Genomic DNA, 21,820 nt, shown 5'->3' on the forward strand with positions numbered 1-21,820 from the left:
TGGGATCGGTCATGAGAGATCAACGGGTATCCACGGATAGCCAATCTTTTTTGACCGTATGGATAATTTAGACCATCATCCCGTCCGTCGCCACGAGGTACACCACGATGAATCCGCCCCCACTGCGCAGCCGTTTCTGGTCTGACCTGACCAGCGAAGAGTTCTCCCGCCTCGACCGTGAACGGCTGATTGCCGTGCTGCCCGTGGGCGCGACCGAGCAGCACGGCCCCCACCTGCCGATGTCGACCGACACCGCCACCATCGACGGCATGGTGCGCGCCACGCTGCCGCACCTGCCCGACGACCTGCCGGTGCTGTTCCTGCCCACCGTGCCCTATGGCAAAAGCAACGAGCACTCGCGCTACCCGGGCACGCTCACCGTGTCGGCGAACACGCTGATCTCGCTGTGGACCGACATCGGCGCCTGCGTCGCCAAGGCAGGCGTGCGCAAGCTGGTGCTCTACAACAGCCACGGCGGCCAGATGAGCGTGATGGACATTGTGGCGCGCGACCTGCGCGAAGCCCACGACATGATGGTCGTGGCCGCCAACTGGTACACGCTGGGCCTGCCCGAAGGCCTGTTCACCGCGCACGAAGGCAGGCACGGCATCCACGCCGGCGACCTCGAAAGCTCGGTCATGCTGCACCTCACGCCCGACTACGTGCGCAAGGACCAGTTCCAGAACTTCAGCTCCATGACGGAGCAACTGGCCGCCGAGAACAAGTTCCTGTCGATCACCCCCAGCGGCAAGCTCGGCTGGCAGATGCACGACATCAACCCCGCGGGCGCAGCCGGCGACGCCACGCGCGCCACCGCCGAAAAGGGCGCGGCGGTGCTCGACCACGTGGGCCGCCGCTTCGTCGAGCTGCTGCACGAGGTCGACCGCTTCCCCCTGTCGCGCCTCGCCAACCAACCCGCCTGGCGCTAGGCTCGCAGCCATCATGGAAAGCACCACGCCATCCACCCCGCCGCTGGTCACGCTGCGCAACGTCAGCAAGCGCTTCGCCAACGGCATGCTCGCGCTGCAGGGCATGACGCTCGACATCGGCGAGCACGACTTCATCAGCTTCCTGGGCCCCTCGGGCTGCGGCAAGAGCACCGCGCTGCGCCTCATCGCGGGGCTCACGCGCCTCAGTTCGGGCGACATGCACTGGTCGGGTGCCAACACCGGAAAGACGCAGAGCGACCGCGACCTGGGCTTCGTGTTCCAGGAGCCCACGCTCATGCCCTGGGCCAAGGTGTTCGACAACGTATGGCTGCCGCTCAAGCTCGCAGGCATGAGCCGCGATGCGGCCGCGCCGGTGGTGCAGCAGGTGCTTGAAATGGTCGGGCTCTCGCGCTTTGCCGACGTGTATCCGCGCGAGCTCTCGGGCGGCATGAAGATGCGCGTGTCGATTGCGCGCGCACTGGTCACGCACCCGCGCCTGCTGCTGATGGACGAGCCCTTTGCCGCGCTCGACGAGATGACGCGCATCAAGCTCAACAACGACCTGCTGGCCATCTGGCGCGAGCACCGCTTCTCCGTCGTGTTCGTCACGCACAGCGTGTACGAGTCGGTGTATCTGTCGAACCGCATCGTGGTGATGGCGGCGCGCCCTGGCCGCGTGATCGACGAGATCCGCATCGACGAACCCTATCCGCGCGGCGAAGAGTTCCGCACATCGAGCCGCTACAACGCGCACTGCACTGCCGTGTCGCAATCCCTGCACGGAGCCCTGCATGGCCTCGACATCGATCACTGAGCCCGTCGCCCTCGCGGATGCCAATGCGGATGCGGCGCCCTCCGAGGCATCGCTGCGCGCGCACGAAGACCGGCTGCGCCGGCGCGAGTCGCTGCTGCGCATCGTCGTGCCCGCGGGCATCGTCGTGCTGCTGCTGCTCATCTGGGAATGGACGGTTCGCGCCAACAACATTCCGCACTACATCCTGCCCGCGCCCTCGCTCATTCTTCGCACGCTGTTCGACAACTGGGATTCGCTGTCGAGCGCTCTGTGGTTCACGGTGAAACTCACGCTGCTCGCGCTGGCCGCGGCCATCGTTGGCGGCGTGCTGCTGGCCATCGCGTTCGCGCTCTTCAAGTGGGTGGAAATCGGCCTGTTCCCGATCGCGGTGATCCTGCAGGTGACGCCGATCATCGCGATCGCGCCGCTGATCCTGATCTACGTGTCGAGCACCACGGCGGCGCTGCTGCTGTGCGCGTGGATCGTGGCCTTCTTCCCGATCCTGTCGAACACCGTCATCGGACTGAAAAGCGCGGACAGCAACCTTCGCGACCTGTTCCAGCTCTACAAGGCCTCGCCGTGGCAGACCTTCCGCTACCTGCTCGCGCCCAGCGCGCTGCCGTACTTCATGGCGGGCCTGAAGATCGCGGGCGGGCTGAGCCTGATCGGCGCGGTGGTGGCCGAGTTCACGGCCGGCACAGCGGGCAAGGAAACGGGTCTTGCATCGCGCATTCTCGAATCGAGCTTCCGCACCGAGATTCCGATGATGTTCGCGGCGCTGCTGCTGGTGTCGTTGCTGGGCATCGTGATCTTCATCGTGTTCGCGGCCTTGTCGCGGCTGGTGCTCGGGCATTGGCACGAAAGCGAAATGCGCCGTGAACGCTAGGACCATCGTGCCTGCCGTCGACTGGGATGCCGTGCGCGCCGACCTCCGCGGCCTCAACCTGATCACCGCGCCGGCCCAGCGCAAGCAGCTGTCGAAAGACTTCTACTGGTACAGCCCCATCCTCAGCGCGCAGCTCGCGGGCTGCGTGGCCGACCTCGTCGTCAAGGTCAGCACCGAAGACGACGTGCGGCAGGCCGCCGCCGTGGCCGCAAAATGGAAGCTGCCGCTCACCGTACGCGCCGGCGGCACTGGCAACTACGGCCAGTGCGTGCCACTCGAAGGCGGCATCGTGCTCGACGTGACGCAGATGTGCCGCGTGCTCGACATCCAGCCCGGACGCATCCGCGTCGAGGCCGGCGCGCGCATGCACGACATCGACCTCGCCGCACGCGAGACCGGCCAGGCGCTGCGCATGTGGCCCTCGACCTGGCACGTGGCGTCCATCGGCGGCTTCATCGCGGGCGGCTTCGGCGGCATCGGCTCGTTCCGCCACGGCATCCTGCGTGACCCGGGCAACCTGCTGCGCGCGCGCGTGATGACGGTGGAGCGCGAGCCACGCATCATCGAATTGCACGGCGACGAGATCCAGCAGGTGCACCACGCCTATGGCACCAACGGCGTGATCCTGGATGTGGAAGTGGCGCTGAGCCCGGCCGTCGAATGGGTGCACTGCACGGTGCTGTTCGAGACGTATCGCGGCGCGCTCGACTTCGGCATTGCCGCGCAGGCGCCTTCGCTCGACATCTTCCTGCTCTCGACGGTGGAGGCGCGTTTCTCGCCCTACTACACCGCCATGCGCGACCGCTTTCCGGCCGACCGGCACGCCGTGTTCGCCATGGTCTCGCCGGATTCGATGGCGGACTTCCGTGCGCTCGCCGATGCACAGGGCGGCATGATCTCTGTCGCCGGCACCGAAGCCGAGCTGCTCGCCGAAGGCCTGCCCCCGGCCTACGAATGCGCGTTCAATCACACGACGCTGCAGGCGCTGAAGGCAGACCGCAGCTGGACCTACCTGCAGGTGGCCTACGCCCAGCCCTTCGATCCGGCCGTGGTCGAGCGCCATCTGCAAATCTTCGGCGACGACGTGCTGCAGCACCAGGACTTCGCGCGCGCCAACGGCGAGTGCGGCACCTTCGGCATCCTGCTCGTGCGCTGGAAGGGCGAGGCCCACCAGTACGAAGTGATCCGCGAGATCGAGTCGCAGGGCGGCTGCCAGATCTTCAACCCGCACGTCGTCACCATCGAGGACGGCGGCATGAAGACCATCGACACGCAGCAGATCGAATTCAAGAAGCGCAGCGACCCGATGGGCCTCATGAACCCGGGCAAGACGCGCGGCTGGTCGCCAGAGATGGCGACCGAACGCTGAAAAGATTTAGTCTCCGCATCCCGTACCTTCCAAAACCTCCACAGGAGTCCGTCCCCATGCGCATCCCCGCTTTCAATCTCCGACCGCTTGCTTTCGGCCTGGCCCTCGCGGCCGCCGCCTTCGCCGCGCAGGCGCAGGAAAAAGTGGTGTTCGCCACCAACTGGAAGGCGCAGGCCGGCCACGGCGGCTTCTACCAGGCGCTGGTGGACGGCACCTACAAGAAGTACGGCCTCGACGTCGACATCCAGCAGGGCGGCCCGATGGTCAACAACCGGCCGATGCTGCCGGCCGGCAAGGTCGACTTCCTGATGACGGGCAACCTGCTGCAGTCCTTCGACAACGTGAAGAACGGCGTGCCCACGGTGGTGGTGGCGGCCTTCTTCCAGAAGGACCCGCAGGCCATGTTCGCCCACCCGGGCCAGGGCTTCGACACCTTCAAGGACATGACCAAGGCACCCGTGGCCTTCATCGGCAAGGACGGCCAGTTCAGCTTCTGGCAGTGGATGAAGTCCGAGCACGGCTTCAAGGATTCGCAGCTCAAGCCCTACACCTTCAACGTGGGCCCGTTCCTGGCGGACAAGAAGTCCATTCAACAGGGCTATGCCATTTCGGAGCCGCTGTCGATCAAGGCGCAGGCCGGCTTCGACCCGGTGGTGCAGCTGCTGGCCGACAACGGCTTCTCGACCTACTCGACCACCATCGAGACGCGCGCCGACCTGATCAAGACCAAGCCCGAGACGGTGCGCAAGTTCGTCGAGGCCTCGATCATCGGCTGGAACAACTACCTCTACGGCGACAACAAGGCCGCCAACGAGATGATCGCCAAGATCAACCCCGACTCGCCCGTGGCCGCCTCGCAGGGCTCCATCGAGCTGATGAAGAAGATGGGCATCGTCGACAGCGGCGAATCGCTCACCAAGGGCATCGGCGCGATGGACGAGGCCCGCGTGAAGGACTTCTACGACAAGATGGTCAAGGCCGGCCTGTACAAGACCGGCGAGGTCGATCTGTCGAAGGTGGTCACCACGCAGTTCGTCAACAAGGGCGTCGGCGTCGATGTCCGCAAGAAGCTCACCGGCAAGTAAGCACACCGATTTTTTCCCGTGGGTCGCGCGGGGCTTGCGCCGGGGTCAGATGCCGGCGCCTGGGTTGCCATAAGGCACCGCGCGGCCTTTCACTCCTTGGGCTCTGACCCCGTCTCGCCAGCGACGCAAGTCCTGAGCGAACCGGCCCTCAACCATGAAAACGCTAGTCGTCCACTGCCATCCGAACCCTGACAGCTTCAACCACGCGCTCTATCGCACCGCCCTCGAGGCGCTCGAACCGCGACACCCCGTCAAGGCCATCGACCTGTACGCCGAGGGCTTCGACCCGACGCTGACACGCGAAGAGCGCATCGCCTACCTCGACAACCCCGACCTGATCCGCGAACGCGTGAAACCCCACGTCGAAGCGCTGCTGTGGGCCGAGCATCTTGTGTTCGTGTTTCCCACCTGGTTCCACGGGCCGCCGTCGATGCTCAAGGGCTGGCTCGAACGGGTGTGGCTGCCGGGCGTGGCCTTCCTGCCGGCGGAACGCAAGGGACAGCTCGCGAAGTCGGGCATGCGGCACATCAGGCGGCTGACGGTGGTGACCACCGGCGGCTCGCCGCGCTGGTTCGTGCTGATGATCGGCGACCCGGGCCGGCGGCTGTTCACGCGCGCGCTGCGTGCGCTGTTCGCGTGGCGCTGCAAGGTGACGTGGCTGCAGCTGCACGACATGAACGCAGCGACCGCACGCGACCGGACCCATTTCATCGAGCGCGTGTCGCGCAAGCTGGGCAGCATCTAGAAAACATCGACACAGGGAGACAACTCCATGAGCCTCGAACGCACGCTCACCGTCCGCGTCGAACGCATCTCGCGGCAGACGCCGGAAATTCTGGCCTTCGAGCTGGCCCACCCGTGGGGCCGGCCGCTGCCTTCCTACGAGGCTGGCGCGCATATCGACGTGCACATGCCCGGCGGCTTCTCGCGGCAGTACTCGCTGGCGCGCGCGCCCTCCGACGCCAACTCCTACGTGATCGGCGTGAAGCGCGAGCTCGCCAGCCGCGGCGGTTCGGCCTCGATGCACGAGCGCGTGCGCGAAGGCGACCTGCTGCCGATCAGCGCGCCGCGCAACACCTTTCCGCTGCGCGAGGAAGCCACGCACCACCTGCTGCTGGCCGGTGGCATCGGCATGACGCCGCTGCTGGCGATGGCGCAGGCGCTTGCGGCGCGCGGCGCGCAGTTCACGCTGTGCGTGTTCGCGCGCAGCGAAGAGCATCTGGCCTTCGCCGATGCACTGCACGCGCCCGCGCTGGCGCCGCACCTGCGGCTGCATCTCGACCAGGGCGATGCCTTGCAGCGTATCGATCTGCATGGGTTGCTGGCCGACCGCGCGCCCGGCACGCACCTTTACGTCTGCGGCCCCGGCGGCTTCATGAAGGCGGTGCGCGACGCAGCCGCGCACTGGCCCGAAGACGCGCTGCACGCCGAATACTTCGCCGCACCGACCGACGCCAACGCCACCACCGGCCTGCCCTTCACGCTGAAGCTCGCCCGGCGTGGCATCACCGTGCCGGTGGCTGCCGACCAGACAGCCGTCGACGCGCTGCACGAAGTCGGCATCGACATTCCCGTGTCGTGCCAGCAGGGCCTGTGCGGCACCTGCGTGGTCGAGGGCGACGGCGAAGACGCCGAGCACCGCGACTTCTGCCTCACGGGCAGCGAGCGCCGCCACAAGATTGCGCTGTGCTGCTCGCGCGCCAGGGGCCAGGAACTGGAACTCCAGCTGTGAGCGCGCGTCCGGCTTCCGTCAACGAAGAGAGCGACGCCGAGGCGCCCGCCACGCGCGGCCGCTCGCGCAAGTACACGCAGGTGCTCGGCCTAATCAACCAGGCCGCCATCGAGGTGTTCGCAAGCGAAGGGCTGGCCGGCGCGTCCACGCAGGCCATCGCCGACAAGGCGGGGCTTTCGAAGGCGCAGCTGCATTACTACATCGAGAGCAAGGAAGCGTTGTACCGCCAGGTGCTGCAGGACATCCTCACCGACTGGATCGTGGTGTTCGGCTTCAGCGACGAGGCCTTCGGCCCGCGCAAGGTGCTGGGCGACCTGATCCAGCGCAAGATGATGTTCTCGTTCGAGCACCCGCTGCGCTCGCGCATCTTCACGGCCGAGATGATGCGCGGCGCGCCCGTCATCAACAACATGATGGACACGAGCAAGCAGCGCACCGACCAGGCTGCAGCCGTGATCCAGAACTGGATGAACCAAGGCCTGATGGACAAGGCAGACCCGATGCTGGTGTTGTTCCACATCTGGGCGGTGACGCAGTTCTACGCCGACCACGCCACGCAGGCGGCCTACTACCGCAACGCAGCCCAGCAGGGCCAGGACAAGGACGGCAAAGACCGGCGCTACCTGATCGAGCAGGTGACGGAGTTCCTGCTGAAGGGCGCGGGGGTCAAGTAGAAGAGCGCTGGGGCAGGTACATGGTGGCTTCGACTTCCACCAGCACTTCGTCCCCCGGCAGGAAGCGCGACACCTCCACCACCGTGCTCACCGGCGGCTCGCCCGGATAGAACAGGCCGCGCACGCGGTTGTAGAAGGCGTAGTGCGGCAGGTGGCGGAAGTACTGCACCAGCTTCACCACGTCTTCCATGGTGCCGCCATGCTCGGCGGCAATCTGGCGGATGCGCTCCAGCACGAACCAGCTCTGCGCGACGATGGGCGCCTCGAACACGTCGACCGACATCTGCCCCGTGGCGTAGCCCACGCCCTGCAGCGCGGTGCGTGCTGCTTCGGGAATCGCGTCGTAGCCGGCGACGGCGCGGCGCGTGGCCGGGTCGACCGCGACCACGCCGCTCATGAAGACGAAATCCCCGACGCGCTTGGCGGCGGCGTAGTTGGCCATTGGCTTGCCCATCGTGCTCATTGTGTTTTCTCCAGTACCTGGCCAGCGCGGATGACGGTGCGTTGCCGCCCGCGCGGGCCGATGAGTTCGTGTTCGTCTGTGGCCGACAGTAGCAGCAGGTCCGCCGGACAGCCCGGCGCGATGCGCCCGTCCCATGCGAGCCCCAGCGCTTTCGCGGGGCTCACGGTGACGGTGTCGAGCCAGTCGGAGGCCGGCGCCAGGTGCGCCATCTGCACGCCGAGGCCGTAGGTCTCCAGCAAGTCGTAGCTGCCGTAGGGATAGAAGGCGTCCTGCACGTTGTCGGTTGCAAGGCTCGCACGCAAGCCCCGTGCCGCCGCCTCGCGGATGCGCGTGATGCCGCGTTGCACCGGTGTGCGGTCCCAGGCGCCCTGCAGGTAGAGGTTGGTGGTGGGCAGCGCAACAAGGTGAATGCCCGCGCCGGCGCACAGTGCCAGCGTTTCCCCGGCAACCGCGTCGTCCTGCACCGAGAGCGAGCAGGCGTGGCCGCAGACCACGCCGTGCCTGAAGTCGCGCGCCCGCACCAGCTGCGCGATGCTGCGCAGGCCGCTGGCCTCGGCGTCGAGCCCTTCGTCGACATGGAAGTCGAGGCCCAGCCCGTGTTGCTGCGCAAGGTCGAACACGCGCCCGAGCTTGTGGACGATGCCTTCGTTGCGATAGACGAATGCGCCGAGCACACCGCCCGCGCGCTTCACCTCGCGCGCGATGCGTTCGCCTGCGGCGTGGTCGGCGAACAGGTCGAGCGGCGTGAGCGAGACGAACTGCAGTTCGACGCGGCCGCGCCACTCCTCGCGCAGCGACTCGAACACAGCCAGCGCGGCCGGCGGTTCGGCCTGCACCCAGTCGAGGTGCGTGCGCAGTGCGCGCGTGCCCGATTGCCACGCGTCGTGCAGCGCACGCTCCATGCGAAGCCGCAGCGATTCGCCGGTCCAGCTGTCGCGGTGCCTGTTCATGCGCTCGATGGCGGCGAACAGGTTGCCTTGCGCAGCGCCGACGTCCTGCACGGTGTAGTTCTTGTCGATGTGCGCGTGCGCCTCGACCAGCGCGCTCAGCAGCGTGCCGCTTGCGTGCTTCTGTTGGGCGCTCGGCACGATGGATGCAACGCTGTCGCCAGTCAACGTGACATCAAACAACTGCGCATCGCCCGCCGCGAATGCGCGCAGCGGCGCCGGAATGCGCAGCGCCTCGAGCTTCATGCGTGCCGCTGCTCCCAGGCCCGCAGCCAGCCGAGGCCGGCCGAGGTGCCGCCCGGCTCCGAGCCGCGCTTCGGCCGGTATTCGCAGCCGACCCAGCCCTGCCAGCCGCACTGCGCCGACACCTCGTCGATCACGTCGAACAGGTACGGGTAGTTCTGCTCGCCGATGTCCGGCTCGTGGCGCTCGGGCACGCCGGCGATCTGGATGTGGCCGACGCGGCCGGTGGGAAGGTACTTGCGGATCTTCATTGCCACGTCGCCTTCGACGATCTGGCAGTGGTACAGGTCCATCTGCACCTTGAGGTTGGGCGCGCCCACCGTTTCGACGATCTCGTGCGCGTGGTCTTGCCGGTTGAGGAAGAAGCACGGAATGTCGCGCGTGTTGATCGGCTCGATCAACACGTCGCGGCCGGCCTTGGCGGCTTCGGCCGCGGCCCAGCGCAGGTTGTCGAGGTACACGGGCTGCAGCGCGTCGCGCTCCAGGCCGTCGGGCACGAGGCCGGCCATGACGTGGATGCGGGGGCAGTCGAGCGCCACGGCGTAGTCGATAGCCTTGGCAATGCCTTCGCGAAACTCGGCGTCGCGCCCCGGCAGGCAGGCCAGGCCGCGTTCGCCTCCGTTCCAGTCGCCGGGCGGGCCGTTGAACAGCACCTGCTGCAAGCCGTTGTGCTTGAGCCGCGCCAGGATTTCGTCTTTCGCGAAGTCGTAGGGGAAGAGATATTCCACGGCCTTGAAGCCGTCTTTCGCGGCGGCGTCGAAGCGGTCGAGAAAAGCGAGCTCCGGGTAGAGCATCGAGAGGTTGGCGGCGAATTGGGGCATGGGGTGTTTGTACTACCAGCGCGCACCGAAGGTTCGGCGCAGTTCATCGATCTGATCGGCGTTCAGCGGCTCGGGCCGTGCGGCCTGCGCGAGCTGTTGAAGCCGTGCGGTTTCTTCGAGCTCTTCGAGCACGGCCATGGCGGCGGCCGGCGTGTCGTGCCAGACGTTGGGGCCGAGGCGCGTGAGCATCACGGCGCGAATCGGCGTGCCGGCGGTGCCGAAGCGCTCGATGGTTTGTGCCACCTGTTCGGCCGCTTCGGGCGCGCCGGGCCGGTGGTACGGGATGACCGGCACGTGGCCGACCTTCATCACGAAATACGGTGTCAGCGCGGGCAGCAGTTCGTCGCCCGGTTCGTTCAGCGTGAGCGCAACGCAGTGCGTGCTGTGTGTGTGGATCACGCAGGCGGTGTTCGCATCGAACTTGCGCGTCGCGGCGTAAATGCGCGTGTGCAGTGCGATGGTCTTGCTGGCGCGGTCGCCGCTGGTCTGCTGGCCTTGCGCGTCGAGCCTTGCCAATCGGGCCGGGTCGAGAAAACCGAGGCAGGCATCGGTCGGCGTGATCAGAAAGCCGTCGTCCAGCCGCACGCTGATGTTGCCGGCTGTGGCATGCACGTAGCCGCGCTCGAACAGGCTGCGGCCGACGCGGCAGATTTCTTCGCGGGCTTCGTTCTCGGTCATGCGAGCACTGTAAATGCCTTGGTGAAGAAATCGTCGCTTCCGAAGTTGCCGGACTTCAGCGCGATGTGCACGCCTGCCTCTGGCGCAGCATCGGAGCGCGCATGGCACCACGGCACGCCGGGGTCGATCTGCGGGCCTATCTGCATCTGCGCGATGCCCAGCGCCTGCACGCATGCACCCGAGGTTTCACCGCCGGCCACCACCAGCTGGTGTACGCCGCGTTCGACCAAACCGCGCGCGATGGCTGCAATGGTGCGTTCGACCATCGCGCCGGCCTCTTCGACACCGAGCCTGCCTTGCACCGACTTCACGGCGCCGGCTTCGGCGGTCGAGTAGACGAGCACGGGGCCCTTGTCGATCAAGGGCGCGGCCCAAGCCAGAGCCTCGGCGGCAACGTCCACGCCCGCGGCGATGCGCAATGGGTCGACGGCCATTGCCGCGCCGCCGCGCTGGATGAAATCGAGCACCTGCCGGTTGGTGGCTAGCGAGCAGCTGCCCGAGACCACCGCCGTCTTGCCGCCGGCCTTTGGCAATGCACTGGCCTGCGAAGAAGGCGCGAGTCCGAAGTTGGCCGGCAGGCCGATGGCCACGCCCGAGCCCGCGGTGAGCAACGGCATCTTCGCGAGCGCCGGGCCCATGCGCAGAAGGTCGTCGTTCGACACGGCGTCGACGATGGCGATAGACACGCCCTCGGCCTTCAACTGAGCGATGCGCTCATCGATGGCGGCCGCACCGCACGCCACCACCGTGTAGTCGATGAGGCCCACCTTGCGCTTGCACTGCGCCTGCAGCACGCGCACGAGGTTCGGGTCGGTCATCGGCGTGAGCGGGTGGTTCTGCATGCCGCTCTCGTTGAGCAGCACCTCACCCGCGAACAGGTAGCCCTTGAACACGGTGCGCTTGTTGTCTGGAAAGGCGGGCGTGGCGATGGTGAAGTCGCATTGCAGCGCATCCATCAGCGCCTCGGTCACGGGGCCGATGTTGCCTTGCGCCGTGCTGTCGAAAGTGGAGCAGTACTTGAAGTAGATCTGCTTCGCGCCCTGCGCCTGCAACCAGCGCAACGCATCGAGCGATTGCGCGACGGCCTCGGCCGGCGCGATGGTGCGCGACTTGAGCGCAACGACGACCGCATCCACATCGGCATCGAGCGGGCCTTCGGGCACGCCGATGGCCTGCACCACGCGCATGCCCGCGCGCACGAGGTTGTTGGCGAGGTCGGTGGCGCCGGTGAAATCGTCGGCGATGCAGCCGAGAACGAGCTTTGCCATGGGTCAGCCCTTCACGACAGGCAGCTTCACGGCCTGTGCGTTCTCGCGCACGTAGTCGCGCAGGATGGCGTCGAAGCTGGCGTCGGCCTTCAGGCCCAGCGCCTCGGCGCGCGCTGCGTGGATGCGGCTGGGCCAGCTGGTGACGATCTTCGCGATGGCGGCGTCGGGCTCCCAGTCGATCAGGCCGGTGGCGTCCTTGCCGGCAATGCGTTCGAGCGCCTGCGCCATCTCGCGCACGGTGGTCGTCAATGCCGGCAGGTTGATCGCAGTGCGTGCACCCCATTCCGCGGCGCTGGCGGTGGCCGCGCGCACGATGCCCGCGACGGTGTTGCCGGGCGATGCCAGCGCGACCGGCGTGTCGGGCGACACGGGGCAACGTGCACGCTCGCCAGCCAACGGCTCGCGCAGCATGCCGCTCAGGAAGCTGGAGGCCGCGCCGTTGGGTTTGCCTGGGCGCACCGACACCGTCATGAGCCGCACATTGCGGCCCTGCACGAAGCCCTTGCGCGTGAAGTCGGCCACCAATTGCTCGCCGATGAATTTCTGGATGCCGTAGCTGTTCTGCGGTGTCGGCAGCGTGGTGTCTTCGATCACGGCGGGCAGGCGCTGCTCGGGCGAATCGCCGAACACGGCGACCGAGCTGGAGAACACGAACACCGGCGAGTGGCCCGCGCGGCGGCAGGCCTCGAGCAGGCCGCGCGTGGTGTCGAGGTTGCTGCGCATGCCCAGGTCGAAGTCGGCCTCGCATTCGCCACTCACAGCGGCGGCGAGGTGGAACACCGCGTCGGTGTCGGTCAGCGGCAACGCTCCGTTGCCAGCCTGCTCGTACAGGTCGCCCTGCACGAATTGCACGCGGGCATCGCCGGCCAGGTCGGCGGGCGGCGGCACGCGGTCGGCCAGGGTGATGCGCGACACCGGCTGCGCGGTGCCGCCTGCCAGTGCGAGGTTGCCGACCGCGAGCAGCGTGCGGGCGAGGCGGACGCCGAGGAAGCCGCAGCCGCCGGTGATGAGGATGTTCATGAGCGAGTGTGTCCTTCTTGTCTTGTTCAGGCCTGTTTTTTCGGCACCGGCACTTCGATGCCCGGGAAAATCTTGATCACCGCGCTGTCGTCTTCGCGCGCATAGCCCGCGGTCGATGCCTGCATGAACATCTGGTGCGCGGTGGACGACAGCGGCAGCGGAAACTTGGTCGCGCGCGCCACGTCGAGCACCAGGCCCAGGTCCTTCACGAAGATGTCGACGGCCGACAGTGGCGTGTAGTCGCCCGCGAGCACGTGCGCCATGCGGTTCTCGAACATCCAGCTGTTGCCGGCGCTGTGCGTGATGACTTCGTACAGCGCCGCAGGGTCCACGCCTTCGCGCAGGCCCAGTGCCATGGCCTCGGCCGCCGCGGCGATGTGCACGCCGGCCAGCAGCTGGTTGATGACTTTCACCTTGCTGCCCGCGCCCGCGCTGTCGCCCAGGCGGTAGACCTTGGCGGCCATCGCGTCGAGCACCGCGCCGGCCTTCTCGTAGGCGGCGGGTGTGCCGGCGGTCATCATCGTCATCTGGCCGCTCGCGGCCTTCGCGGCGCCGCCGGAGATGGGTGCGTCGAGGTACAGGATGCCCTGCGCGGCAAGGCGCGCTTCGAGCGCCACCGACCAGTTCGGATCGACGGTGGAGCACATCACGAACAGGCTGCCGGGCTTCATCGATGCGGCGCAGCCGGGCGCGGTGCCGTCGCCGAACAGCACAGATTCGGTCTGCGCCGCATTCACGACGACGCTGACGACGATGTCGCACTGCGCACCGAGCGCGGCCAGCGTGTCGCAGGCCGTGCCGCCATCGCGCGCGAAGGCTTCGGCGACCTCGCGGCGCACGTCGAACACGTGCGGCGCATGGCCCGCACGGCGCAGCGATTGCGCCATGCCGGCGCCCATGGCGCCGAGGCCTACGAGGCCGACGACGGGAGTGTTGGTGCTGGAAGTCATGCAGGGATTCTTTCTTTCGAGGTCAGCGATTGACGAGTTGCTTGGGCGTGAGCCACACGCCGATGGCGCCGAGCACCAGCGCACCGGCCAGCACGTACATGCCGATCTGCGTGCTGCCGGTCAGGTCTTTCAGGTAGCCGATGAGGTACGGGCTCACGAAGCCCGCGAGGTTGCCCACCGAGTTGATGGCCGCGATGCCGGCGGCCGCCGCCGTGCCGGTGAGAAATGCTGTGGGCAGCGACCAGAAGAGCGGCGCGCAGGTCAGCACGCCGGCTGCGGCGAGTGAGAGGAACGCCAGCGACACGACCGTGTTCTGCGTGTACGAAGCCGCGACGGTGAAGCCGATCGCGCCCATCAGCGCGGGCACGATCAGGTGCCAGCGGCGCTCCTGGCGGCGGTCGGCGCTGCGGCCGAAGAGGTTCATCGCGACGATGGCGCAGACGAAGGGGATCGCGCTGAGCAGCCCGATGTTCAGGTTGCCCTGCACGCCCGTGGCCTTGACCAGCGTGGGCAGCCAGAAAGTGAGTGCGTATTGGCCCATGACGAAGGCGAAGTAGATGAACGCCATCCACCATATGCGCGCATCGCGGAACACGCCAGCCACCGAGTGCGGGCCCTTGGCGCCGTGGGCGGCGTCGCGCGCCACCTCGCGCTGCAGCAGCGCTTTTTCTTCAGCACTCAGCCAGCGCGCCTGGGCGATGCCGTTGTCGAGGTAGACCAGCACCATCACGCCCACGAGCACGGCGGGAACCGCCTCGATGAGGAACATCCATTGCCAGCCGCTCATCGACGAGACGCCGTGGAAGCTGTCCATGATCCAGCCCGACAGCGGGTTGCCGAAGATGCCCGCCACCGGAATGGCCGACATGAACACCGCGATGATCCGCGCGCGCCGGTGCGCCGGGTACCAGTGCGTGAGGTACAGGATCACGCCCGGATAGAAGCCCGCCTCGGCCACGCCGAGCAGGAAGCGCAGGATGTAGAAGCTGGTCGGCGTCTTCACGAACATGAAGCAGGCCGAGAGCAGGCCCCAGGTGATCATGATTCGCGCGATCCAGATGCGCGCGCCCACGCGGTTGAGCAGCAGGTTGCTCGGCACCTCGAACAGGAAGTAGCCGAGGAAGAAGATGCCCGCGCCCAGGCCGAACACGGTTTCGCTGAAGCCCAGGTCCTGGCCCATCTGCAGCTTGGCGAAGCCCACGTTGACGCGGTCGAGATACGCGACCACGTAGCACAGCATGAGAAAGGGCACGAGGCGCCAGAACACCTTGGCGTAAGTGCGCTTTTCGAGCGCGGCATCGGCTGCGGCGGACGACGGCATGGCGCCGGCCTTGAGGGTCGAGGAAGTCATGAGAAAGCTTTGTCTCGGTTGATTTGTCAGGTCATCATACAAATTTGAGATTTGTGAACTGACCCGGGTAAACCCGGAGATCGCGCCGTTCGCGGCGACTTTCTGGTGTCTTTCTGTGTCGGCTCGGCTGCCTACAAGCTCGCTTTAGCTGCCTATTGGCCAGCCTTCGACCAAGGGCCGCGCGAGCTGCGCGCCTTCCTGCTGCCAGAACGCGGGATCGGCCTGCTCGATGCGGCGGATCGCGTTGTCCATGTGGTTCTTGGCCGCCTCGCGCGCGCGCAGCGGGTCGCCGGCCTCGATGGCTTCGACGATGCGCGCATGCTCCTGCGCCACCTCGCGCGCGAAGTCGGCGCGGCGCGCCTCGTTGGCGCGCGTGACGCGGGTGGCGCCGTGCAAAAACTGCCGCAGGTACTGCAGCGTGCCGATGAGGAAGGGGTTGCGCGCAGCCTCGGCAATGGCGCGGTGGAAGCGCACGTCTTCGTCGGCGCCGTTGCCACCCGCTTCCACGGCGGCGTGCAGCGCATCGATGGCGTCGCGGATGCGCTGCACATCGTCTGGCGTTCGGCGCTCGGCGGCCAGCGCGGCCACTTCGGCTTCGAGCGCGCGGCGCAGCTCGACCATCTGGATGACGGCTTCGCGCGAGGCCACGTGCGGCATCTCGAAGCGCAGCGGCTCGACGCCGGCGGCACGCACATACACGCCGCTGCCCTGGCGCGAATCGAGCAGGCCCAGCGACTTGAGCCGCGACACCGCTTCACGCACCACGGTGCGGCTCACGCCGAACTGCTCGGCCAGCGCGGTTTCGGTCGGCAGGCGGTCGCCTTCGGAAAGGCGCCCGCTGCGCACCTCGGCGGCCAATGCATCGGCGACCTGGTCGGCCAGGCGGACGCTGGGGGCGAGGGATTGGAAGCGGGCGGTCATGGGCGCGAATGGGGTGGGGCCTGCGACTCTAACGCAGGCCCTGCGCGACCGCCGCGGCCTCAGTTCAGCGCGTGGCGAGCAGCCCGCGCGATGCTGGCCGCATCGACGCCGAAGAATCCGCGCAGCGCCGCACGCGTGTCGCTGCGGCCGAAACCATCGGTGCCCAGCGTGATGTAGCGGCGGCCTTCCGGCAGGAAGGCACGCACGCTCTCAGGCACGGCGCGCACGTAGTCGGTGGCGGCAATGATGGGCGCCTTGCTGCCCTTGCCGAGCTTCTGCGCGACGAACGCGGTACCGGCTTCTTCACCCGACAACGCGCGCTGCTCGCAGGCCAGCCCTTCGCGCGCAAGTTCGCTCCAGCTCGTGACGCTGAACACCTCGGCCTCGATGCCTTCTTCGGCCAGCAGCTGCGCGGCCTTAACGACTTCGGTGAGGATCGCGCCGGAGCCCATCAGCGTGACCTTCTTCTTCGCCCTGCCCGATGCCGGCGCATACGTGCCGAAGCGATAGCACCCGCGCAGGATGTCGCCTTCCGCGCCCCCGGGCACATCGGGCTGCGCGTAGTTCTCGTTCATGAGCGTGACGTAATAGAACACGTCCTTCTGCTCGACCATCATCTCGCGGATGCCCGCATCGACGATCACCGCCATCTCGCCCGCGTAGGCCGGGTCGTAGGCCTTGCAGTTGGGAATGGTCGCGGCCACGAGGTGGCTGCTGCCGTCCTGATGCTGCAGGCCTTCGCCGCCGAGCGTGGTGCGCCCGGACGTGGCGCCGAGCAGGAAGCCGCGCGCACGCTGGTCCGCGGCAGCCCAGATCGCGTCGCCGACGCGCTGGAAGCCGAACATCGAGTAGTAGATGTAGAAGGGCAGCATCGCCAGGCCATGCACGCTGTAGCTGGTGGCCGCGGCCGTCCAGCTCGCGATGGCGCCGGCCTCGCTGATGCCTTCTTCCAGGATCTGCCCGTCGGTGGCTTCGCGATAGCTCAGCACCGAGCCGATGTCTTCCGGCGCATAGCGCTGGCCCACGCTCGAATAGATGCCCACCTGCTTGAACAGGTTGGCCATGCCGAAGGTGCGCGCCTCGTCGGCCACGATGGGCACGATGCGCGGGCCCAGGGCCTTGTCCTTCATGAGATTGCCCAGCATGCGCACGAAGGCCATGGTGGTGCTCATTTCCTTGCCGGCGGCGGCCGTGGCGAACTGCGCGTAGCTCGCGATGTCGGGCTTGGCCACCACGTCGCAGGCGGTCTCGCGGCGCGGCATGGCGCCGCCGAGCGATTCGCGGTGCTGGCGCAGATAGCGCATCTCGGCGCTGTCTTCGGCGGGGCGATAGAAGTCCATCGCGGTGGCCTGCGCATCGGTCAACGGCAGGTTGAAGCGGTCGCGGAATTCGATGAGGTCCACGTCGCCCATCTTCTTGTGCGAGTGCGTGGTCATCTTGCCCTGCGCGGCGCTGCCCATGCCGTAGCCCTTCTTGGTGTGGGCGAGGATCACGGTGGGCTGGCCCTTGTGCTTGGCCGCAGCCGCGTAAGCCGCATGGATCTTCACGAGGTCGTGGCCGCCGCGCTTGAGGCGATCGATCTGCTCGTCGGTCATGCCCTCGGCCAGGCGCGCGAGCTCGGGGTTCTGGCCGAAGAAGTTGTCGCGGTTGAAGCGGCCGTCTTTTGCGGCGAAGGTCTGCATCTGGCCGTCGACGGTGTTGGCGAACACGCGGGCCAGCGCGCCGCTCGTGTCCTGCGCGAAGAGGCCATCCCAGTCGCTGCCCCACACGAGCTTGATGACGTTCCAGCCCGCGCCGGCAAACAGCTTTTCGAGCTCGTCGATGATGCGGCCGTTGCCGCGCACCGGGCCGTCCAGCCGCTGCAGGTTGCAGTTGACGACCCACACAAGGTTGTCGAGCTTCTCGCGCGCGGCGAGCGTCAGCGCACTCATCGACTCGGGCTCGTCCATCTCGCCGTCGCCGAACACGCCCCACACCTTGCGGCCTTCGCAGTTCAGCAGGTTGCGGTGCGTGAGGTAGCGCATGAAGCGCGCGTGGTAGATCGAGCTGATGGGGCCGATGCCCATCGAGCCGGTGGGGAACTGCCAGAAGTCCGGCATCAGGTACGGATGCGGATAGCTGCACAGGCCGCGCGCGCCGCTGCCGTCGACGAAGGCGGGAGCGGTGAGCTCCTGGCGGTAGTGCTTCAGGTCTTCTTCGCTCAGGCGGCCTTCGAGGTAGGCCCGCGCATAGACACCTGGCGCGCTGTGCGGCTGGAAGAACACGAGGTCACCTCGGTGCTGCTCGCTGCGCGCATGAAAGAAGTGGTTGAAGCCGGTCTCGAACAGGTCTGCCGCGCTGGCGTAGCTGGCGATGTGGCCGCCGAGTTCGCCATACGCCTGGTTGGCCTTGGCCACCATCGCGAGCGCGTTCCAGCGCATGAGCGAGGCGAGCTTTTCCTCGATGGCAAGGTCACCCGGGAACGGCGGCTGGTCTTCCGCGGCGATGGTGTTGACGTACGGCGTCGCGAGCTCGGGCTGCCAGCCAATGCGCTGCTGCCGCGCGAGGCGCGCCAGCTCGACCAGCATCTGCCTGGCGCGCTGCGGCCCCTGCGTTTGCGCCAGCGCCACGAAGGCGTCGCGCCATTCGGCGGTCTCGGCAGGATCGGGGTCGTGCGAAAGCTGCGGGTCGAGCAGCAAGGCGCGCATCTGGTCGGCGGAAATCGGGGCGTTCATACCGGCACTTTAGGCCGCCTTGCGGAAAATTAGCTACTGGCGCGGGCAATCCCACGCCAGCCTCGCAGCATAAAATTCCGCCATTTCTTGAATTCAAAGCATTTCATGCAACTCGACGCCATCGACCTGCGCATTCTGGATGAGCTGCAGCGCGACGGTGCGCTGTCGAACGTGGAGCTGGCGCGGCGCGTGCACTTGTCGCCGTCGCCCTGCCTGGCGCGCGTGAAGGTGCTCGAAGCGAACGGCGTGATCGACCGCTATGTGGCGCTCGTCAGCGCGAAGTCATTGGGCCTGGGGCTCAACGTGTTCATCTCGATCAGCCTGACGACGCAGAGCAAGCAATCGCTCGCCGACTTCGAGCAACGCATCGCCGAGCACGACGAGGTGATGGAGTGCTACCTGATGACGGGCGACAGCGACTACCTGATCCGCATCGCGGTGGCGGACATGGCTGCGCTGGAGAAATTCATCCTGGAACAGCTCACGCCGATTCCGGGAATCGAGAAGATCCGCTCGAGCTTTGCACTCAAGCAAGTGCGATACAAAACGGCGCTGCCGTTGCCGAGGGAGTAGGTACTCCCCCAGGCTTCGCGCACTTCGTGTCGCTTCGCCCACCCCCTCGCCGGGGGCAACACCGGTGGCCCGGCAAAGCCGGTTCCACGGTGTTCCCCGAAGGGGCCTAGGGATTCAACGCTCAGAGGCCGATCAGGCCGCCGTCGTCCTTCGTGATGACCACGGTCGCCGAGCGAGGACGGGCGGTGCCGCCTTGCGGCCAGTGGCTGAGGAACTTCGTCGGATCGCTGATGTTGGCCTTGGCCGTGTTCTCGCCCGGGTGCTGGATGTTCACGAACAGCGCACGGCCGTCGCCCGATTCGGCGATGCCGGTGATTTCGCAATCAACCGGGCCAACGAGGAAGCGGCGCAGGCCGTCGGTGCCCGGGGCCTTGCCGACGAAGGTGGCCTGCGTGGCGGTGGTGCCGCCATCGACGTTGGTGATGGTCTTCGCGGCACCATCGCCGACCTTGCCCGGCAGGGCGCCGAGCAGCATGCAGTTGGTCACGTCGGTGTACTTGCCGTCGTCGGTCTCGATCCACAGCAGGCCGGGCGCGGCCTGGCTGAACCACATGCCGTCAGGGCTGGAGAAGTCGTTGTCAGCTCCAAGGGCGGACAGGTTCACGTCGGCCGACGCGGTCGAGCGCGCGCCGAACAGGTACACGTCCCACTTGAAGGTGACTGCAGCGGGGTCGCCACCGGCATCCGCGAAACGGATGATGTGGCCGTTCGGGTTGCCCTTCTGATCGACGCCGTTCTTCGGGTCGTTGTACGAACGCGGGTTGGCCGCGTCGGTGCCAGTGACCGGACGTGCCGAGTTGTTGGTGAGGGTGAGGTACACCTCGCCGTTCTTCGGGTTGACGGCCGTCCATTCCGGGCGGTCCATCTTCGTGGCGCCAGCCGCATCGGCTGCGTGGCGTACGTTGATCACGACATCGGCCGCATCGGCGAATGCATAGCCGGCGTAGCTCGAGGTGATGTTGTTGACACCGAGCTTCAGTTCGAGCCAGTCGCCCGTGCCGTCGGCCTTGAATTTGGCGACGTAGAGCTTGCCGTCGTCCATGTACTTGTCGCCGGCCGCAATGCCGCCGCCGACGTCGGCCGCGTCCCAGTTCTTGGTGGACACGAACTTGTAGAGGTACTCGTTCTGCGAGTCGTCGCCCATGTACCAGACCAGCGGCTTGCCGACCACGACCGGGCCGAGGCAAGCGCCTTCGTGGCCGAAGCGGCCGAGCGCGGTGCGCTTCTTCGGCGTGCTGGTGGGAGCGAACGGGTCGATCTCGACGACCCAGCCGTATGTGTTGGAGCCGTTGCGGTAGTCGTCGACGGCAGTGGCGCCGATGACCTCGGTATTCCAGCGGCCATACAGGTTGTCGGCAGTGTCGGGCGTGACGGTCGCCCAGAGCTCGCGGCCGGCGCTGGCCACGCCATAGCGGGTGAAGCTTGCGATTTCCTTCGCGGTGCGCTGGGGGTCGTCGTTGGCCTTGATGCGGCGGAAGTAGCCGGCCCAATTCTCTTCGCAGGTCAGGTACGTGCCCCACGGCGTGGTGCCGTTGGCGCAGTTGTTGAGCGTGCCGCGGGTCTTGCTGCCGTCGGTCGAGTACTTGGTCTTCAGGTAGTCGGTCTTGGCGGCCGGGCCCGAGAAGGTCATCTCGGTCAGCGTGTGGACGCGACGATTGAAAGTCGAGTCCTGCTTGTAGCTCCAGGTGCTGCCGCTCTTGTTGACCTCGATCGCGCTCACGCCGTGCAGGTAGAACTCGCGCAGCACTTCGTCGGCGACGGTGCGCACGGCGGCATTGCCGGTGCCGGTGATGGTCTGGCCGGCGGGGTGCAGGAACAGCGGCGTGATGGCCTCGTGGTTCATCACGAGCATGCCGCGCGAGGCGTTGGCGGCATCCCACTTGTTCGAGGCATTCATGCCGAAGAAGGTCATGCCGTCGTGGTGGTCGCCGGCGCGGCGGTCGTAGGTGGTGGCGTCGTCGGTGCCGTCGTTCTTGTAGGCAGCGACGCCCGAGGCGATCGGGTCGCCCAGGCGGTACAGCACGCTGGCGGTGTAGCCGGCAGGCACGGTCACGACGTCGGCGAGGCTCTTTGCGACGGCATTGAAGCCGAGCTTCATCGGAGCGGGGGAAGGAGCGGGAGCCGGCGCAGGGGGGGCGGGTGCGGGGGCCGGGGGCAGGACCGGGAAGCTGGAGCTACCGCCGCCACCACCGCCGCATGCCTGGAGCAGCGCGGTACCGGCAGTGCCGACGCCCAGGCCGAACAGATGGCGGCGGCTCAGGCGCGAGGCGATCAGGTCGGTGAACGAGGGGTTCGACGTGGGGTTGGTGCCGATGTCGTCGAGGTCGACCGAGGGATCGTCGGTGCGGGTATTTGCGGTCATGCGCAATGTCTTTCTTCGTGGGTTGGGGGAGAAACCAGCCC

General features: G+C 67.2%; 20 protein-coding genes. 9 read left to right on the top strand and 11 right to left on the bottom strand.

Features of this window, described 5'->3' with window-relative positions; all coding sequences use genetic code 11:
• The first annotated feature begins 107 nt into the window (after window positions 1–107).
• From AC07O3_RS06715 to AC07O3_RS06750, 8 genes are all read left to right on the top strand, one after another.
• Entirely contained in the window at window positions 108–929 is an 822-nt protein-coding gene (locus AC07O3_RS06715) for a creatininase family protein (RefSeq protein WP_093076220.1), read from the top strand.
• Between the two features lie 13 nt (window positions 930–942).
• Window positions 943–1,743, top strand: coding sequence for an ABC transporter ATP-binding protein (locus tag AC07O3_RS06720; RefSeq protein ID WP_495338890.1), 801 nt, complete (start codon window positions 943–945; stop codon window positions 1,741–1,743).
• Window positions 1,721–2,608, top strand: a complete 888-nt coding sequence (locus AC07O3_RS06725) for an ABC transporter permease (protein WP_176928797.1) — start codon at window positions 1,721–1,723, stop codon at window positions 2,606–2,608. The genes AC07O3_RS06720 and AC07O3_RS06725 overlap by 23 nt, the downstream gene beginning before the upstream one ends.
• A complete protein-coding gene (locus AC07O3_RS06730) occupies window positions 2,598–3,977 on the top strand; it encodes an FAD-binding oxidoreductase (RefSeq protein ID WP_495338891.1) in 1,380 nt (459 codons plus the stop codon). The genes AC07O3_RS06725 and AC07O3_RS06730 overlap by 11 nt, the downstream gene beginning before the upstream one ends.
• Window positions 3,978–4,033: 56 nt before the next feature.
• Window positions 4,034–5,062 carry an ABC transporter substrate-binding protein gene (locus AC07O3_RS06735; protein WP_093055340.1) on the top strand — a complete coding sequence of 343 codons (1,029 nt, stop codon included), beginning with the start codon at window positions 4,034–4,036 and terminating at the stop codon, window positions 5,060–5,062.
• A 154-nt stretch (window positions 5,063–5,216) separates the two neighbouring features.
• On the top strand, window positions 5,217–5,807 hold the full coding sequence (locus AC07O3_RS06740) for an NAD(P)H-dependent oxidoreductase (protein WP_093055338.1): 591 nt from the start codon (window positions 5,217–5,219) through the stop codon (window positions 5,805–5,807).
• A 27-nt stretch (window positions 5,808–5,834) separates the two neighbouring features.
• Window positions 5,835–6,794: a PDR/VanB family oxidoreductase gene (locus AC07O3_RS06745; protein ID WP_093076223.1), complete on the top strand. Its 960-nt coding sequence runs from the start codon at window positions 5,835–5,837 to the stop codon at window positions 6,792–6,794.
• Complete coding sequence (locus AC07O3_RS06750; protein ID WP_093055334.1) at window positions 6,791–7,468, top strand: TetR family transcriptional regulator C-terminal domain-containing protein; 678 nt, start codon at window positions 6,791–6,793, stop codon at window positions 7,466–7,468. Before AC07O3_RS06745 ends, AC07O3_RS06750 begins: the two co-directional genes overlap by 4 nt.
• Here the strand turns inward: AC07O3_RS06750 and AC07O3_RS06755 are convergent.
• The 10 genes from AC07O3_RS06755 to mdeB form a co-directional block, all read right to left on the bottom strand.
• Window positions 7,461–7,931, bottom strand: coding sequence for a RidA family protein (locus tag AC07O3_RS06755; RefSeq protein ID WP_093076225.1), 471 nt, complete (start codon window positions 7,929–7,931; stop codon window positions 7,461–7,463). The two genes, AC07O3_RS06750 and AC07O3_RS06755, sit on opposite strands and share 8 nt — an antisense overlap.
• Window positions 7,928–9,124, bottom strand: a complete 1,197-nt coding sequence (locus AC07O3_RS06760; RefSeq protein ID WP_495338892.1) for an amidohydrolase family protein — start codon at window positions 9,122–9,124, stop codon at window positions 7,928–7,930. Before AC07O3_RS06760 ends, AC07O3_RS06755 begins: the two co-directional genes overlap by 4 nt.
• On the bottom strand, window positions 9,121–9,942 hold the full coding sequence (gene otnI, locus AC07O3_RS06765) for a 2-oxo-tetronate isomerase (protein ID WP_495338893.1): 822 nt from the start codon (window positions 9,940–9,942) through the stop codon (window positions 9,121–9,123). Before otnI ends, AC07O3_RS06760 begins: the two co-directional genes overlap by 4 nt.
• A 12-nt stretch (window positions 9,943–9,954) precedes the next feature.
• Window positions 9,955–10,620 (bottom strand): class II aldolase/adducin family protein, encoded by a 666-nt coding sequence (locus AC07O3_RS06770; protein ID WP_093174384.1) that lies wholly within the window; start codon window positions 10,618–10,620, stop codon window positions 9,955–9,957.
• Complete coding sequence (gene otnK, locus AC07O3_RS06775; RefSeq protein ID WP_495338894.1) at window positions 10,617–11,888, bottom strand: 3-oxo-tetronate kinase; 1,272 nt, start codon at window positions 11,886–11,888, stop codon at window positions 10,617–10,619. Before otnK ends, AC07O3_RS06770 begins: the two co-directional genes overlap by 4 nt.
• Window positions 11,889–11,891: 3 nt before the next feature.
• On the bottom strand, window positions 11,892–12,908 hold the full coding sequence (gene denD / locus AC07O3_RS06780) for a D-erythronate dehydrogenase (RefSeq protein ID WP_495338895.1): 1,017 nt from the start codon (window positions 12,906–12,908) through the stop codon (window positions 11,892–11,894).
• A gap of 26 nt (window positions 12,909–12,934) precedes the next feature.
• Window positions 12,935–13,858 (bottom strand): L-threonate dehydrogenase, encoded by a 924-nt coding sequence (gene ltnD, locus AC07O3_RS06785; RefSeq protein WP_495338896.1) that lies wholly within the window; start codon window positions 13,856–13,858, stop codon window positions 12,935–12,937.
• Between the two features lie 22 nt (window positions 13,859–13,880).
• A complete protein-coding gene (locus AC07O3_RS06790; protein ID WP_093174392.1) occupies window positions 13,881–15,209 on the bottom strand; it encodes an MFS transporter in 1,329 nt (442 codons plus the stop codon).
• A 144-nt stretch (window positions 15,210–15,353) separates the two neighbouring features.
• Entirely contained in the window at window positions 15,354–16,130 is a 777-nt protein-coding gene (locus tag AC07O3_RS06795; protein ID WP_097197659.1) for a FadR/GntR family transcriptional regulator, read from the bottom strand.
• A gap of 59 nt (window positions 16,131–16,189) precedes the next feature.
• Window positions 16,190–18,844 carry an alpha-ketoglutarate dehydrogenase gene (gene mdeB, locus AC07O3_RS06800; RefSeq protein ID WP_495338897.1) on the bottom strand — a complete coding sequence of 885 codons (2,655 nt, stop codon included), beginning with the start codon at window positions 18,842–18,844 and terminating at the stop codon, window positions 16,190–16,192.
• Between the two features lie 105 nt (window positions 18,845–18,949).
• Here mdeB and AC07O3_RS06805 point away from each other — a divergent pair, with 105 nt between their 5' ends.
• Window positions 18,950–19,417, top strand: coding sequence for an Lrp/AsnC family transcriptional regulator (locus tag AC07O3_RS06805; RefSeq protein ID WP_495338898.1), 468 nt, complete (start codon window positions 18,950–18,952; stop codon window positions 19,415–19,417).
• 121 nt (window positions 19,418–19,538) lie between these two features.
• Here the strand turns inward: AC07O3_RS06805 and AC07O3_RS06810 are convergent, their stop codons facing one another.
• Window positions 19,539–21,779, bottom strand: coding sequence for a PhoX family protein (locus tag AC07O3_RS06810; protein WP_495338899.1), 2,241 nt, complete (start codon window positions 21,777–21,779; stop codon window positions 19,539–19,541).
• Between the last annotated feature and the right edge of the window lie 41 nt (window positions 21,780–21,820).

The sequence above is a fragment of the Variovorax sp. GW821-FHT09D05 genome, assembly GCF_059416325.1.

Bases quoted from the DNA above. Each gene is read 5' to 3' on its own strand.
- mdeB (WP_495338897.1), bottom strand. From the start codon at position 18,844: ATGAACGCCCCGATTTCCGCCGACCAGATGCGCGCCTTGCTGCTCGAC.
- AC07O3_RS06715 (WP_093076220.1), top strand. From the start codon at position 108: ATGAATCCGCCCCCACTGCGCAGCCGTTTCTGGTCTGACCTGACCAGC.
- AC07O3_RS06795 (WP_097197659.1), bottom strand. From the start codon at position 16,130: ATGACCGCCCGCTTCCAATCCCTCGCCCCCAGCGTCCGCCTGGCCGAC.
- AC07O3_RS06810 (WP_495338899.1), bottom strand. From the start codon at position 21,779: ATGACCGCAAATACCCGCACCGACGATCCCTCGGTCGACCTCGACGAC.
- AC07O3_RS06770 (WP_093174384.1), bottom strand. From the start codon at position 10,620: ATGACCGAGAACGAAGCCCGCGAAGAAATCTGCCGCGTCGGCCGCAGC.
- AC07O3_RS06805 (WP_495338898.1), top strand. From the start codon at position 18,950: ATGCAACTCGACGCCATCGACCTGCGCATTCTGGATGAGCTGCAGCGC.
- ltnD (WP_495338896.1), bottom strand. From the start codon at position 13,858: ATGACTTCCAGCACCAACACTCCCGTCGTCGGCCTCGTAGGCCTCGGC.
- AC07O3_RS06745 (WP_093076223.1), top strand. From the start codon at position 5,835: ATGAGCCTCGAACGCACGCTCACCGTCCGCGTCGAACGCATCTCGCGG.
- AC07O3_RS06790 (WP_093174392.1), bottom strand. From the start codon at position 15,209: ATGACTTCCTCGACCCTCAAGGCCGGCGCCATGCCGTCGTCCGCCGCA.
- AC07O3_RS06720 (WP_495338890.1), top strand. From the start codon at position 943: ATGGAAAGCACCACGCCATCCACCCCGCCGCTGGTCACGCTGCGCAAC.
- AC07O3_RS06760 (WP_495338892.1), bottom strand. From the start codon at position 9,124: ATGAAGCTCGAGGCGCTGCGCATTCCGGCGCCGCTGCGCGCATTCGCG.
- AC07O3_RS06740 (WP_093055338.1), top strand. From the start codon at position 5,217: ATGAAAACGCTAGTCGTCCACTGCCATCCGAACCCTGACAGCTTCAAC.
- AC07O3_RS06735 (WP_093055340.1), top strand. From the start codon at position 4,034: ATGCGCATCCCCGCTTTCAATCTCCGACCGCTTGCTTTCGGCCTGGCC.
- otnI (WP_495338893.1), bottom strand. From the start codon at position 9,942: ATGCCCCAATTCGCCGCCAACCTCTCGATGCTCTACCCGGAGCTCGCT.
- denD (WP_495338895.1), bottom strand. From the start codon at position 12,908: ATGAACATCCTCATCACCGGCGGCTGCGGCTTCCTCGGCGTCCGCCTC.
- AC07O3_RS06725 (WP_176928797.1), top strand. From the start codon at position 1,721: ATGGCCTCGACATCGATCACTGAGCCCGTCGCCCTCGCGGATGCCAAT.
- otnK (WP_495338894.1), bottom strand. From the start codon at position 11,888: ATGGCAAAGCTCGTTCTCGGCTGCATCGCCGACGATTTCACCGGCGCC.
- AC07O3_RS06755 (WP_093076225.1), bottom strand. From the start codon at position 7,931: ATGAGCACGATGGGCAAGCCAATGGCCAACTACGCCGCCGCCAAGCGC.